This is a genomic window from Streptomyces sp. NPDC021080 (genome assembly GCF_044333225.1).
In the GTDB taxonomy this organism is placed as follows: Bacteria; Actinomycetota; Actinomycetes; order Streptomycetales; family Streptomycetaceae; genus Streptomyces.
This window is the reverse complement of the sequence record NZ_JBIRQM010000002.1, coordinates 114,216-128,421: the sequence shown is the minus strand read 5'-3', so window position 1 is coordinate 128,421 and position 14,206 is coordinate 114,216. Positions and strand designations below refer to the sequence as shown.

Below are 14,206 nucleotides of genomic sequence, written 5' to 3'. Positions count from 1 at the left end.
ATCGCCACCCGCACCCGGCTGAATGCGGACCATGGGCGCATGGGGCTTGGTCACCGGATTCGAGGAAGGGTTCCGGGGCGGTACTCGGAGCGGTATCGCGAACGACATTCCTGGGAGCTCGGTGAGGACACCCACGCCTCAGTCCGCAAACTCAGAGCTCTGGTTCGGCGAGCGCCGGTACGCCATGCAGGTTTCCGGCAGGTCCGAGAGCCAGACGATTCTGGGTGCGGCCGAGGAAGAGTTCGAGCGCGCTGAGGAGACCGTGACGTTCGACGAGCATCGCCGGGCGCCGTTCGGGTCTCATGTCACCGCGGCGCAGGTTCACTTGAACACCGCACGCCTGCTCTGGTTGAAGTCGTTCCTCTCCTCTCCCGACGAGGTGGCGCCCCTGTTTTCCGGGGTTCCTCGCCGTGGTTCAGGGAAGACCTGACGCGTGACGATCCGCGCAGGGTCGCCGCGGAATCGTGGTGGAGAAGTACGCGCGCCGACGTCTCACCGATGAGACGGAACTGACCGCCGTCCTCGAAGCCGTGGACGTCGCGCGCAGCATGGCCCCCCGGCCCTCGCCGACCGCACCACCGTCGTCCCTCCAGCAGGGCCTGCACCCCGCGCCGGATCGGCAAGGGAACGGTCGGCGGGCGAGGAGGCCGACGGCTGATCAGTCGACCAGAACGGCGGGCACGTGGAGCTTGTCCCAGGACTTCTTGCCCGGAATTCCGTCCGCGTCCGAGCCGGAGAATCCCAGTTTGCGCTGCCACTTGGAGTACGAGGCCTTGTCGGCGTCGCTCCACTGGTAGTCGGGCTCACCGGGGTAGGCCGAGCAGTGCTCCTCGACGAGGCGGTAGCCCATGGCCTCGATGATCGGGCTGGCCGTGTCCGGCACAAAGAAGTCCGTACCGGGGAAGGGCTCGTACTCGCTTGCAGACTCAGGCGCGGAGACGCGGACCCGCTGTCCTACCTGAATCATGTTCGGATTGGTGATTTCCGGATTCCAGTCCAGAAGCTGGTTCAGCGTCAGACCGTACATGGCGGCAATCTTGGTCAGGTTGTCGCCCTTCTTCACGACGTAGAACTGCGTTGTTGTCTCACTCATATGGCCTACTCTAGTAGGCCTTTGGTGATACGCAAACGTGAAGTCATTTGCTATTCAGCTATTTACGCGTCAACTGCTTGGATAATGGTGTGGTCGCGTGCCGAGTTACATGGTGCCGGACCGGTATCCGATCGGTGCATCTCTCGCGGCACGGCGACGGGTCGCCCCACGGATCGCTGACGCCCCGTTCTCTGTTCCGGAACGTCCGTGGCGCAAGTCCCTGGCGCGGAAGCGGATTTTTCGGCGGTCACGCACCTGTGAGGCCCCACGCGGCCGAGGCTGGGTTCGCCGGATCAAGGTCTGCACGGCCACCGGCCTCACCCCTGGGACCCCAAGATCACGCCGGGCGTCACCTGACCGCGCCGAATCCTGGCCTGCGCGGACGGAGGGGTGGCGAGTGCCGTGCGAAGCTGTGGGGAATCGGAGACATCCGGGCGGCCGAACTCGACGGGGCGGGGGTTGGTGACTGGTGGTGCTGAGCTGCGCCGCGCCGGAGACCGTCGCAGGGTTGCACGGGGTGTCGGACAAGACGGCGCGGTGGCTGATCACTCAGGTCTGCCCGGCCCCTGCCAGAGCGGTGAGGACGCGTCGGGTCTTGCTCTCGGGATGTTCGGAGAGTGTCACCCCGCGGTCCCGTATCGCGTTCTCCAGCTTTCCCTGCTTGCGCTCGGCCCGTGCCGTGAGCGTCTCCAGATCGTCCTCGTCCTTCGGCTTCACCCGGATCGACCCCTCCAGGAAGTCCAGACCGGCGACCGACCACGCCTCCAGGTCCACGTCCAGGTCGTCGAGTCGGACGTCGTCGAACTTCGTCGAGTGAATCGGCCCCAGGGCGACCAGCCTGCCGAGCCGGACGGTGGGCGCGCAGGCCTGCAGGAACTGGTCCTGTACGGCGTCGATCATCGTGGCGGGATCGGCTCCGGGCTCCGCCACACCCGACAGCGCCCCCGGCGGGTGATCATGAACCAGAGAAGCGGACAGCACACGGTTCTTCCCCGACCAGTCCTCCTCGATCTTGTATGTGAACGGCTCCGCGTCGAACGGAGCGGAGAACCGGCCGACCAGCTGCTCCCGGACGCACGGGCGCAACTTGACGGTCAGGTCGTCCGCACCGTCGCCGATTCTGAACCTCACGATCACGCCGCCGTCCAGCAGGGGCACGCTTCCCCGGGCGACGCCCTCCTGGTCCTCGGCGAACCAAATCCGGCGCGTGGTCATCGCACTACCCGATGTGCCGAGGACCTTGAGCGCCGCTGTCACGTCGTCCTCGATGTTGACCTTGATCTCGATTGGCGAGAGGTGCATGGCGTCGCTCCCACACGTTGTCGTGTACGTCCTGTGGAGATCCCTGAACGGAGGCGTCGAATATCGCCTCGTTGAATCACCTCATTTCAGGATATCCAATCCTGCGTGATCTTCCTGTCGCCATCGGGGTCAAGGTCCTTGAAGGGAAAGTCAGTTGATGGACGGAGGGTGGGCGCGATGTGACCAAGTTGAACGAGAAACCTTACGGTTGATCCGTCAAATGTATTTCCCCGTCAACGACTTGTCGCCCGTTCCGAGCCTCCATGCTGTAAAGAGTGACGTAGGGCCCGCCGGCAGTCCGGCTCGGTGCTGCCCTGGCGGGGGTGACCCGGGAAGGGTGGCCCGGTGGGCAGTTCGTGCCACCCGTACTCGGTATCCACTTCAACTGTCCGAAATTGAATGGAATTCGTGTACATTCCAGGATGCGAAAGCGCAACCCAGGGCGGACGATGGAGAAGGCGGAGTCTGCTCTTGTTCACCCGCGCCGCCGTGGAGAACCGACCTGCTCTCCGGTCGCGGATCGAGCTGTCGGAGGCCAAGGGCTGCCCGTTCCGGAGGGGGCACGAACGAGGTCGAGGCCGTTCCCTTGCGTATTCCCTGCGCCCGGCTCGTGTCTGCCACGGCGAGCATGCGCAGAGCCACAGCACTCGAACAGGCTTGATTCGCAGTCGACTTGCGGAGGACGTCCGATCTTGGGGGCGGGCACGGTACTGGGTGGAGCATCGGCGAAACTCTTGAACGGTTCGTCACCAATATTGTTGCCTTGGCAATCACATGAGGTCGTGCAGAAGGACACATGGTGGTGCCCCTCGACATCGCGTCCGAAGTGGCCGATTACATACAGGAGTTACTGCCCGGGGAGGGGTGCCGGCCGGGTTCGCACCATGGTGGGAAGCAGGGCCTCGCTCGGGGTGCGGGTCGTCGGCACCGAGCGGATACTCGAAGTGGACACGGTTTTCGCCCCTTCGGTCATGCGCACGAAGCAGACGGTGAAACCGCCCGCTGCACGGCTGAGCCGGCATCCCGGAAGTCACCTCGCCGTCCAGAAACGCGGAGCAGGTGTTGTCCGGCGCGACAGACGCGATCGTCCGGTCACAGCAAGACCCGTCCGCCTGGTGATCAGCACCGTCGATGAGCCGCCTTCAGCGCGGACGATCGACGAAAGCGAGCTCCAGCCGGGGTCGGCGTGATTGTCCTGAAACACGGAGAACAATCCACGCAACAACATCCGATGAGTGAGATTCCATCTCTCTTCATGTACGCGAGGTGTCCCATGACCAGGACCAGCCACCTCAATTGCATCATCCCCCCACACCTGCTCGAGAAGATCCTGAGCAGTGACGACAGCGAAGTGCGCCAGGTTGCGCTGAACACCTTGCTGACCACCGCTCGGTTGCGGGGTGAGCGAAGTGTCCGGGCGTCCTTCGCCGGCGTCGCCCCCCTCGGCAATGGCCGACGGACCGTCTTCGACTGCAAGCACAGCACCCGCCTCTCTTCGGCCGTTCTCGCCCGCTCGGAGGACGGACCGGAGTCCGCGGACGCGTCCGTCAACCGTGCGTTCGACGGACTCGGAACGACACGCGACTTCTACAAGATGGTGTTCGACCGCAACTCGATCGACGGCGAGGGGATGCGCCTGGACGCGTTCGTCCACTTCGGCGAGAAGTTCAACAACGCCTTCTGGGACGGGCAGCAGATGGTTTTCGGTGACGGGGACGGAAAGCTGTTCTCCGACTTCACCGGATCCACCGACGTGATCGGGCACGAGTTGACGCACGGAGTCACCGAGCTCACTGCGGGACTCAAGTACCACAACCAGTCCGGGGCCCTGAACGAATCCATGTCGGACGTCTTCGGGTCGCTGGTCAAACAGTGGTCGCTGAAGCAGTCGGCCGACGAGGCGGACTGGCTGATCGGTTCTGACATCTTCACTCCGGGAATCGACGCCGACGCCCTGCGATCGATGAAGGCCCCGGGGCACGCGTACGACAACGCCCTGTTCGGCAAGGACCCCCAACCCGACCACATGGAACACTTCGTCAAACTGCCGGACACCGAGAGGGGCGACCTCGGCGGGGTGCACGTCAACTCCGGCATCCCGAACAAGGCGTTCTTCCTGACGGCGACGCGCATCGGCGGATTTGCGTGGGAGGCTCCCGGGCTCGTCTGGTTCGAATCGCTCAAGGCCTCCACCGCCGAGACTCAGTTCCAGGACTTCGCGAACACCACCTACCGGAAGGCCGCGGAACTGTTCGGCGAGGACAGCGCCGAACAACTGGCCGTACTGGCGGCCTGGCAGGACGTAGGCATCCAGATCAGCGGGATCCTGGCAGGCGTCGCCCGGGCACGAAGCCTCGCCGCCGACCGGAACGGTGGCACGAGCGGGGACAAGGGTCTGACAACGGTCAGCCAGCAGATCGGCGCACTGGCCGCCCAGGTGACGGGGCTGGCCAAGGACGTGACCGCGCTGAAGAGCAAGTGACCGACGCCGGTCGACGCGGGCGACCCCGAACGCCGAGACTGCCGGTCGGTCGGCCGAGAGGGTGTGCCCGATGAAGGTGACCTGGGAAACGTACGGAGGCCAGGCGGCTGCAATCCGCCTGGGCCTCCCGCCCAAGGTGCTGGACACCGGTGCCCTGCCCGAAAACGCGGCACGGGAGCTGGACCGGCTGGTAGCGGCGGCCGTCCCTGAGACCGAGGAGAAACGGGCCGACCGCGCCAGGGACGCCATGAGCTACACGATCACGGTGGAGGACGGCGGCCGCTCGACCGCCATGACCCGGTCCGACGCCACCATGACCCCGGCATTCGCGGCCCTGCTGAGCTGGCTCGAGAAACACGCCGAACAGCAGTGACACACGCTGGTGAGCGCCGCCCCCACACAGCCGTGTGCAACACCCCTGATCCGTACGCTGTGTGAGGGGCCCTCATCTTGCTGACGGCCCCTCACACGAGTGCGTCGACAGCGTTGGAACGGAGTGAATTCTGCCGCTCGCGGCATCCCGCACCGTCAGCTTCCTGAGATGCAACAGGGGTGCGAGAAGGGCATGATGAAGAGGGGGTTCTCTCCTTGGAGGCGATGAGGATGCGACGTGTGTTCACCGCCGCAGCGGCCCTGGCTCTTCCCATTGCCCTGGCAGGCGCGCCGTCTGTTGCCGCGTCCACTGGAACTTCTGCGCATTCGGCTTCCGGTGTTCAGGTCGTGCACCAGCCGACGAATCAGAAGAATCTCGTGTCTCAGGGCCCGGTTGACATCTGCAACTACACCAAGAACCGCCCGACCCTTCAGCAAGGTTCGTCCGGGCGTGCGGTCCGGCAAGCTCAGTGCTACCTGAATCAGGCCATCGGTGCAGGCCTGGACGAGGACGGGGTCTTCGGACAGCTCACAAGGTCCGCGACGAGGGAATTCCAGCAATGTGCCGGTATTGTCGCCGACGGGCTCATCGGAGCACAGACTTGGTCCTTCCTTTCCTTCTGGGCCAACTCTCCGGACGCTCCGTTCTGCTGACGGTCCCCACGGTGCGGGTTCCTGAGCCGGGCGAGCGCCCATAGGTCTGCAACGGCCTTTCCCGGACCCTGGTTCGGCGCTACTCGCCGCAGCACTGATGGCGATGTCCGGAACCTCGGTACTGCCCTCTGCAGCACTCGGACCAGCGTGGCCATGTGCGCGGCCGTCACACACATCCGCCCGGCCGGTCGTGCGCGGCCGACCCCTGCGCGAAATGCCCGGCGAGCTTCTTCAGGCAGCGCGGTGACAGATGACACCGCGCTGCCTCTCGGTCGTCCGAAAGCAGTTTGCCGGGCCGCCTCGGACGGATTGGACCTGCTGAGCGCACAGCTCTGCCACCCCGTATTCGCACAGGTTCCCGGTGTCTTCGCGCACACCGGCTCCGGCAGGTCGAAAGCCTTCATCAACGGGTGGGGCGGCACGCTGAGCATCGTCCAGCGCGACCTGGCCACACCCTGCAGGGGTACGGGGTGCGTTCGCGCATCCCAGAGGCCGTACCGACGGCCGCGTGCGCCCGCTCGGAGATGGCACCGGCCTCACCTGCGAGGACGAAAGCGCGATACCCGGTCGCCGGATTGGGGCATCGGCGGGTTCCAGTGCCGCTGCTCGCCCTTCGTCGGCGTGGCCCAGGTCTGGACGAGATGATCCGACGTTGCGCCGAGGCGGGTAGGCCGTGTCTGTATCCCGTTCGCGTTCACGCGCAGACGCCTGGACGGCCGCGCGGCCACGCCGGGAACAGTCGGCCTGGTCGGCACTGTTGCATCGACCGAGGGACCGGCGCCACAGGGGCGGGACACGGAGACCGCAAGGTCGTCCGCCCCGCCAGGATCCGGGCCTCAGGGTCGCGGTACGCCCGCCGCGCACTTGGACCGCAACGTATGTCTGCAGGAGGACCGTTTCATGACTGACCGGCCGTTGACGCTCATGGCAGTACACGCCCACCCCGACGACGAGGCCACCGGAACCGGAGGCGTCCTCGCGCGGTACGCGGCGGAAGGCATCCGTACGGTTCTCGTGACGTGTACCGACGGCGGTTGCGGTGACGGACCGGGGGGCGTCAAGCCGGGGGAGCCCGGGCACGATCCGGCGGCGGTCGCCTTGATGCGTCGTCAAGAACTCGAGGGCAGTTGCGAGGTCCTGAAGGTCAGTGATCTGGAGATGCTGGACTATGCCGACTCCGGGATGACGGGCTGGCCGAGCAACGACGCCCCCGGATCCTTCTGGCGGACCCCTGTGGAGGAGGGCGCGGCCCGACTCGCGGAACTCATGAGGCACTACCGACCTGATGTGGTCGTCACCTATGACGAGAACGGCTTTTACGGTCACCCCGACCACATCCAGGCCCACCGCATCACGATGGCGGCGCTGGAGATGACCGCGCTGACACCGAAGGTGTACTGGACCACGGCACCCCGCTCGATGATGCAGCGGTTCGGCGAGATCATGCGCGAGTTCCATGAGGACATGCCGGAGCCGGATCCCGCCGAGGCCGCCGCGCTGGCCAAGATCGGTCTGCCCGACGACGAGATCACCACGTGGGTGGACACCACCGCGTTCAGCGGCCAGAAGTTCGACGCGTTGGCCGCACACGCCAGTCAGGGCGAGAACATCTTCTTCCTCAAGATGGGCAAGGAGAGGTTCGGTGAGCTGATGGGCATGGAGACCTTCGTACGCGTCCTGGACCCCACCGGCACGGCGGTGCCCGAGAACGATCTCTTCGCCGGCCTTCGCTGATCCGTCCGTCCGTCCGCCTGCCCGCCGGCCCGCCTGATCGGGAGAGCGCACCGACCCGCACGGCGCGAGCCGAGCGGGTCGGACGGCGGGCTGCCCCACCCCGACTCCCTGGCCTGTTCGGAGCCGGTGGTCGGCGGAGGGGCTTCCGGCGGGCAACGGCCCGTTGCGTCGACGCGCGCTCCTTGGCTCGTGCCCGGCTCCCAGCGGGTGTGCCGGCCCGCCCGGTGCTACGGCGAGGTGGGCGGGTGCGGGGAGCGGAGGACGAGCAGGGTGATCTCACTGGGGGCGAAGACGCGGAACGGCGGGCCCCAGAAGCCGGTGCCGCGGCTGGTGTAGAGGAGGGTGCGGCTGCCGTGCCGGCTGAGACCGGCGACGGCGGGCTGGTCGATGCGGACCAGGTGGTGGAAGGGCCAGATCTGACCGCCGTGGGTGTGGCCGGAGAGTTGCAGGTCGATACCCTCGGCTGCCGCCCGGTCGACGAACTTGGGCTGGTGTGCCAGGAGCAGGACGGGCAGGTCGGGGTCGGCGCCGTTCAAGGCTCCGGCGAGGTGGGCGCGGTGGCCTGCCAGGCCGGAGGATTCAGCGGTGACGTCGTCCACGCCGGCGACCACGAGGGTGTCGCCTCCGCGCTCCAGCAGCAGATGGCGATTGCGCAGTGGTTCCCAGCCCAGCTCGTCCATCAGGTCGACCCAGCCCTGGGCCTCGCTGTAGTACTCGTGGTTGCCGGTGACGTAGACCCGGGCCCGGGTGGCCCGCACGGTGCCGAGGGGGACGGCCTGGGCGCGGCGGCGTGCGGCCGTGCCGTCCGCGATGTCGCCGGTGTGGCAGACCAGATCGGCCTCCAGCGTGTTCACCGTCTCGCATACCCGTTCCGACCAGCGGGCGCGATCGAGCGGCCCGTAGTGGGTGTCGGTGATGAGGACGACGCGGAGGCCGTCCAACCCGGCACCCAACCGCGGGAGTTGCACGTCGAGTCGGCGTACGCGTGGCACGCGGCGGGCCTCGGCGTACCCCCAGGCGAGCAGGACGGCGGTTACGCCGAGGACGGTCCAGGTGACGATCCGGGCCCGGTCCTGGCCCTCGCCGACGCCGGCCACGGTCAGGGCGAGCCGCAAGAGGACGCCGAGCAGAACGGACCAGGTGAACAGAATCCAGCTGGTGCCCAGCAGGGTGTCACCGACGATCGCCGCCCGGTCCTGCTGGCGCCGGCCGTGGCCGCGCACCATCGCGAGCGGCATACCGACGAGGCCGAGGACGAACAGGGCGGTGACGGGCAGCGTGACGGGCAGCGGCCAGTGCTGGCCGGTGTACAGGAGCAGCCAGCAGGGCACGGTCCACAGCAGGACGGGGGCGATCAGGGGGATGTAGCGCATCAGGCGGTGCAGTCGGCTCTGCCTCGGAACGTGCGCTTCACTTTCGGTGGGTTGGGTGTTGCTGGTGTCGGTCACACTTTCCCTCTCTGACCGGGCTGCCGTCTCGCGCACTGTATCCGGTCGTCCTCGAGCCGACCGCAGTGCAATAGTGCCTTCGTCCAACCGACTTGAGGCTCTGGAAGAAGCCAGGATCCGAGAGCCGCATCCGCACGCTCCGGTACGAGATGGCGATCGGTGAGTGTCATCTTGTACGGACGAAGTCCGGCACGTTGTCGGCGTGGAACGACTCTTTGTTCGCCGCGACCGCTGAGACGGCTTCGAAGCGGATCCGGAGGCCGCCCAGCGGTGACGGCGGTGGATCCGTGAACTGGCGCGGTCGCCGGTGGCCACCCCGATCGCGGGGCCGGAGCCCGGTTCCATGCTGAGGGTGTGGGCGACCCCAGTACCGTACCCATTGCCCCGGGCATGACACCGCGTGCACTGTGCATGGCCCCCGACGGCCGACACGTCTATGTCTCCAGTCCCCACGGCGGGACGGTGCTGGCGGTGCACACGCACACCCACCACGTGACTGATTCCATCGCCTGTCAGACATTCGAACAGATGACCGTCATCCCCGACGGCGGCCGCATCCATGTGGCAACCGCCTCGGGAGCGTCCGTCATCGACGCCCTGCCCCGCACCGTCGACGCCGTCGTCCCGGTCGGTCCCTTCCCCGCCGACCTGGGAGTGTCCCCGCCCGGCCACGTTCGTACGTGTCCTTGCAGGGGACGGACGCGATCGCGGTGCTGGAGGTCGGCACGCTGAAGGTCCGCAGGAGACTGCCCCTCGGGGCTCCGCCCTTCGGCCTGGCCCTCATGCCCGACGGACTGCGCGGCTACGCCACAGCGCGGGACGTGGACTTCCTGCTGCCGTTCGACACTTGGGTGGTCTCGGCACCGGTGCCGTCACGACCGGAGGCCAGCGCCGCGCACTCGGACGGACGGCGCGTGTACGTCACGGCCTCCGGTGCCGACGAGGCACTGGTCGTCGAAACGGACCTGCTCACGGTGAAGGGCCGCATTCTCCTGCCCGGAGCCCCGCACGATGTCGCCGTCAGCCGTGACGGCAAGACCCTCGTCGTCACCCTCCCGGCTGCCGGATGCCTGGCCGTCGTGGACACGGCCTCCGGCGAGCTCGTCGGCACGCCGATTCCGACGGGGAAGGCCCCCCACGGTGTCACCCTCGCCCCGGACGGGGGGGCACGCCCATGTGACCAACACCGGGTCGGACACCCTGTCCGTCGACCTCTGATTCACTCCGGCCGGCCGGGGGCACTGGGACAGAGGTCTCCGGAGCGTGGGCCCGGCGGCGGCCCGTTCGAGGTGGGAGTTCATGGCCGGCTCGAACCGGTCGCAGGGGTTCACATCGTCCTGCCGGGACCGGGTCGGCACTGAAAGCAGCCGCACGGTGGCCGCGCAGAACCGTTCCTCGAAGGTGCTGACCGCCGACCCCGCCGGCCGGGCGATACGTCCGGCCGGCCAACAGTCACGAGATGGACCGTTGCGGTACGAGGGTCGGCGGGGGCGCACCAGATGCGGATCTTCGCAGTTCGATGGCGTCAGAAGGTGATGGTTTGACCCTCACGCCGGGCTTGTCGCGCGGTGTAGGAGACACCGTGGACTTTGAGGCCGTCGGGGTCGAGGAGGGTGATGGTTCCGCCTTGGTTGTCGAGGCGGAACCCGTTGCCGGCGGGGACGGCGAGTGCGGCGCCGGGCGGAAGCGGCTCCGTGGGGAGGCCGATGGCCTGTCGATTCTGGTCGGCCAGCTGCCAGCCCTGGAGGTTGATGGGGGCAGGGGAGGTGTTGAGCACGGTGACGGTCTCGGCCTCGGGCGCCGGGCCGACGGGATTGACCAGCGCAGCCATGATCCGCAGCGGCTCCTCACGGCTGCTGGAGCGGGGCGGTGCGGTGTCGATGGGGTGACCGGTGGTGTCGTCGGTGTGCCAGGCCTGGGACTGGAAGGCCAGGAAGACGGCGACCCATCGGTCTTCGGCGGGCAGGTGCAGGAGCAGGGCGCCGTCCTGCCAGACCCCGTTGTCGGGGCGGAAGCGCCCGCTGTTGCCCTGGTTCATGTGGATGTCGTGGACGCCGTCGTTGGGCCGGAACCCGAACACCTTGTCGTCTTCGGCCTTCTTGGGGCCCCATCTCTGCCCGAAGGTGTAGACGGCGGCGGCGGAATCGCCGATGACCCGCTGAACGTAGTGGTCGAGCAGGTCGGCCAGGTCGTTGTCGGCGCCCGGAAGATCGGGCGGGAGCGTCCGCATCGAAGCGGGATCGAAGAGATTGCCGCGGATGAAGTCGACGCTTGCGGTGCCCGGCCGCGACGGCAGGGCGTTCCACCCGCTGCCGGCCGGTGGGAGCAGCCCTGTCAGAGGGTGGTGGAAGTTGTCGTCGGCCAGATACAGCAGCTCTGAGGGGGCCTGCTGGGACTCGACATTGACCGCGGCCCGGTAGTGGGCACCGGCGTCGTCGGTGAGGTGGATCTGGTAGTGCGGAGTGTCACTGGATCCCTCCCGGCGCCGGTCGACGGCGCGGGCGGCCAGCACACCGTACTTGTTCAACGGCATGGTTCATCCTCCGAATGCGATGGGAACGGCGCGGCCCGGCGTGGGCCGTACCGGCGGGAGCGGCTCGGTGCGGGATCTGCCCGCTGCGAGGGCGGAGCAGCGGTCGCGCGTGGCTGACCGGTGCCGGCTCCGCCTCGACCGGCGGCTGACAAGACCCGGCCGCACGGGCGGTGCCATGGAAGGGCCGGGTTTCGACTCTCCGTTCCGGACATGCCTGTCAGGGACTGCGGGGTGTTTCAGGGGTGGCGCAGGGCGGCGAGGACGGGGCGTGGCCGGAGACGGGCTCGTCCCGACGTTCGGCGGGGTCGGCGTCGACCGGCGGCAGGGGATCTTCGGTGTCATGAGGCCTGCTCGATGCGGGCCAGGAGGGCGTGGCTGATCAGGACGGGTCGACGAGTTCTGGTCGGTCCGCGTGAACGCGGGGGTGTCGCCGTTCTTCAGGGATGTGCGGGGCGAGGTCTCCACAGCCGGGCGACGTCGCCATGGTCGGGACGGTCGAAGCCGGAGGCACCTGTCCGAGAGCCGGATGAGCCCAAGGGGATCGGTCGGCGGCCGGGGTCGGCTCGTCATCGGGGTCGCCGAGCACGGCGACCCCAAAGCCTCACCGGCACCGGCCGAGAGTGGGTCGGCCAGGCCGTGGACCGTGACGGCGTCAGTGCTACAGGTACGCGCAAACGAGATACCGAAGGCCAAGAGGACCACCTCCTCCATCAGAGCCCGCGGTCGCCCCGGCCTGCGCCACTTCCATCGTCTGCCCTCCTGGTCCGGCCTGTCCACCGCAGTCGGCGGCGGCCGCCAAGGGCATGCCGCGGCACGCCAAATGGCAGACGCGCGGCGGGATTTCCGTAGACGCAAGACCCGTCCGCGGACTGGCCTGCCCTCGGCTCCGGGCACACGATGGAGACACGGACACCGGCGTCGCAGGTCTGGCGCGAGTCCGCGTCACCGGCGTGACAGGCCGACCACGACGCACACCGTTTCCCCTTCAATGACCAAGTTCCGTACGGCGACCGGCGCGAGGTCCCGCCCTGGTCAAGCCGGGGCGGGGGCATCCCGTGTCGGAGGTGCTGCGCCGGGCGCTGCGTTCGTACGTCCTGCCGGTGCGGAGGAGACAGCTGCGGCAGTTCCTTGGATCGAGAAGGCATCGCTGTCCGTGGGGGAGTTGCAAGAGATCGTCCGTGTGCATGAGCTGATCGATGCACTGGGCCGGCGGTTGGACGGCAAGCCTGCGGCGACGCAGACGTACCGCCGACGGCGTGCCGTGGTCTTCGACGTTCTTGAGTACGCGGTCGAACTTGAGCACCTACCGTTCAATCCGCTGGGCCGGGTCCGGCGCAAGCGGGGAATTCGGCACGGCGGAGGACAGGCGGCCGTTCTTCAGCGAGCGGAGAGCCAGGGCACCGTCTCGGACAAATGGACACCGAACCTGAGTGAGGGGGCCCGGAGAGATCTGGGGCGCTTCTCGTTCCTTCTCATTCACGAGAGCGAGGGCATCGCTATGCGGCTGGAGTGGCACGGAGAGGGCGAACGCGAGCCGATTCAGAGCCTGATCCGTGCCGTGGTCGCTGAGGACGAGGGAGTTCCCTCGCACCGACAAGGTCCGCCGCGATGCCGTGGTGGAGTCATTCCCCCTGTTCGGTCCCGAGCCGCTCGTTCCAGGCCCGCAGTTTCTCCGGGTTGCGCACACCCCAGATGCGGGTGATCCGGCCGTCAGCGATCTCGAACGCGGCCACGTTCACGGTCAGCTCTCCGCGCATCGCCGCCAGGCCCGGCCGGCCGTTGACCGAGAGGACCCGCAGCTCCATGCCGGGCGCGCGGACGCCGATGTCCGCGATGTAGCGGGCGATCTGCGCGGCGCCCTCGACCGGTCGCAGTGTCGCGCTGACCAGGCCGCCGCCGTCGGCGACCATTACCGCGTCCGGGTCCAGCAGGCCGACCAGGGCGGGGATGTCCTGCTGTTCCCATGCCTGTTTGAATTCCCGGATGATCCGCGCCTGCTCAGCGCTGGGTACCGGCGCGGACCGTACCGCGCGGACGCGGCGGCGTCCCGAGGAGGCCAGTTGCCTGCAGGCGGCCGGTGAGCGCTCCACGATCGCGGCCACGTCGTCGAAGGGGTACTGGAAGACGTCGTGCAGCACGAAGGCCACGCGCTCGGCCGGGGTCAACGCCTCCAACACGACCAGGAAGGCCATGTCCACCGATTCGTCCAGCACGATCTGATCTGCCGGGTCGGTCGTTTCAGCTCTGCGGCCCGTGAACTGCGAGGCGTCGGGCAGCGGTTCGGGGACCCACTCGCCCACGTACCTCTCGCGTCGTGCGCGGGCCGAGCCCAGCACGTCCAGGCAGATGCGGCCGGTCACCGTGGTCAGCCAGGCCCTGGGCGAGGCGATGTCCGCGCGCTGCCCCGGCGTCAACGCGTACCAGCGGGCGAGTGCTTCCTGCACCGCGTCCTCGGCCTCGGCCAGCGAGCCCAGCATCCGGTAGGCGACGTTCGTCAGCCACGGGCGCTCCTGTGCGACGGCATCGGTCACAGTGTCTCCCTCACTCGAACCCGATGCCCATCATGATCGTTTAACGGCTCGGCGGAG

The 14,206-nt window shown here is 67.8% G+C and carries 11 protein-coding genes; 6 read left to right on the top strand and 5 right to left on the bottom strand.

What is annotated here, in order from left to right; all coding sequences use genetic code 11:
- The first annotated feature begins 31 nt into the window (after window positions 1–31).
- Entirely contained in the window at window positions 32–430 is a 399-nt protein-coding gene (locus ACH4S8_RS04675) for a hypothetical protein (RefSeq protein ID WP_398390903.1), read from the top strand.
- Window positions 431–658: 228 nt separating this feature from the next.
- Here ACH4S8_RS04675 and ACH4S8_RS04670 read toward each other — a convergent pair whose 3' ends face one another.
- The gene (locus tag ACH4S8_RS04670; protein ID WP_398390901.1) at window positions 659–1,093 is read right to left on the bottom strand and encodes a peptidoglycan-binding protein; all 435 of its coding nucleotides are present in this window, start codon (window positions 1,091–1,093) and stop codon (window positions 659–661) included.
- Window positions 1,094–1,642: 549 nt separating this feature from the next.
- Window positions 1,643–2,395, bottom strand: a complete 753-nt coding sequence (locus ACH4S8_RS04665; RefSeq protein ID WP_398390899.1) for a hypothetical protein — start codon at window positions 2,393–2,395, stop codon at window positions 1,643–1,645.
- A gap of 1,273 nt (window positions 2,396–3,668) precedes the next feature.
- Here ACH4S8_RS04665 and ACH4S8_RS04660 point away from each other — a divergent pair.
- From ACH4S8_RS04660 to ACH4S8_RS04645, 4 genes are all read left to right on the top strand, one after another.
- Entirely contained in the window at window positions 3,669–4,877 is a 1,209-nt protein-coding gene (locus ACH4S8_RS04660) for a M4 family metallopeptidase (RefSeq protein ID WP_398390898.1), read from the top strand.
- Window positions 4,878–4,947: 70 nt separating this feature from the next.
- Complete coding sequence (locus ACH4S8_RS04655) at window positions 4,948–5,250, top strand: protealysin inhibitor emfourin (RefSeq protein ID WP_398390896.1); 303 nt, start codon at window positions 4,948–4,950, stop codon at window positions 5,248–5,250.
- A 239-nt stretch (window positions 5,251–5,489) separates the two neighbouring features.
- Window positions 5,490–5,903, top strand: coding sequence for a peptidoglycan-binding protein (locus ACH4S8_RS04650; RefSeq protein ID WP_398390895.1), 414 nt, complete (start codon window positions 5,490–5,492; stop codon window positions 5,901–5,903).
- Window positions 5,904–6,803: 900 nt separating this feature from the next.
- Window positions 6,804–7,637: a PIG-L family deacetylase gene (locus ACH4S8_RS04645; protein WP_398390893.1), complete on the top strand. Its 834-nt coding sequence runs from the start codon at window positions 6,804–6,806 to the stop codon at window positions 7,635–7,637.
- Between the two features lie 227 nt (window positions 7,638–7,864).
- Here the strand turns inward: ACH4S8_RS04645 and ACH4S8_RS04640 are convergent, their stop codons facing one another.
- Entirely contained in the window at window positions 7,865–9,085 is a 1,221-nt protein-coding gene (locus tag ACH4S8_RS04640) for a metallophosphoesterase (RefSeq protein ID WP_398390891.1), read from the bottom strand.
- Window positions 9,086–9,765: 680 nt separating this feature from the next.
- On the opposite strand from ACH4S8_RS04640, the gene ACH4S8_RS04635 reads away from it, so the two are divergent.
- The gene (locus ACH4S8_RS04635) at window positions 9,766–10,446 is read left to right on the top strand and encodes a YncE family protein (RefSeq protein ID WP_398390890.1); all 681 of its coding nucleotides are present in this window, start codon (window positions 9,766–9,768) and stop codon (window positions 10,444–10,446) included.
- A 164-nt stretch (window positions 10,447–10,610) separates the two neighbouring features.
- Here ACH4S8_RS04635 and ACH4S8_RS04630 read toward each other — a convergent pair whose 3' ends face one another.
- Both ACH4S8_RS04630 and sigJ read right to left on the bottom strand, forming a co-directional pair.
- On the bottom strand, window positions 10,611–11,618 hold the full coding sequence (locus ACH4S8_RS04630; protein ID WP_398390888.1) for a DUF2278 family protein: 1,008 nt from the start codon (window positions 11,616–11,618) through the stop codon (window positions 10,611–10,613).
- A gap of 1,622 nt (window positions 11,619–13,240) precedes the next feature.
- A complete protein-coding gene (gene sigJ / locus ACH4S8_RS04625; RefSeq protein WP_398390887.1) occupies window positions 13,241–14,149 on the bottom strand; it encodes an RNA polymerase sigma factor SigJ in 909 nt (302 codons plus the stop codon).
- Window positions 14,150–14,206 lie beyond the last annotated feature (57 nt).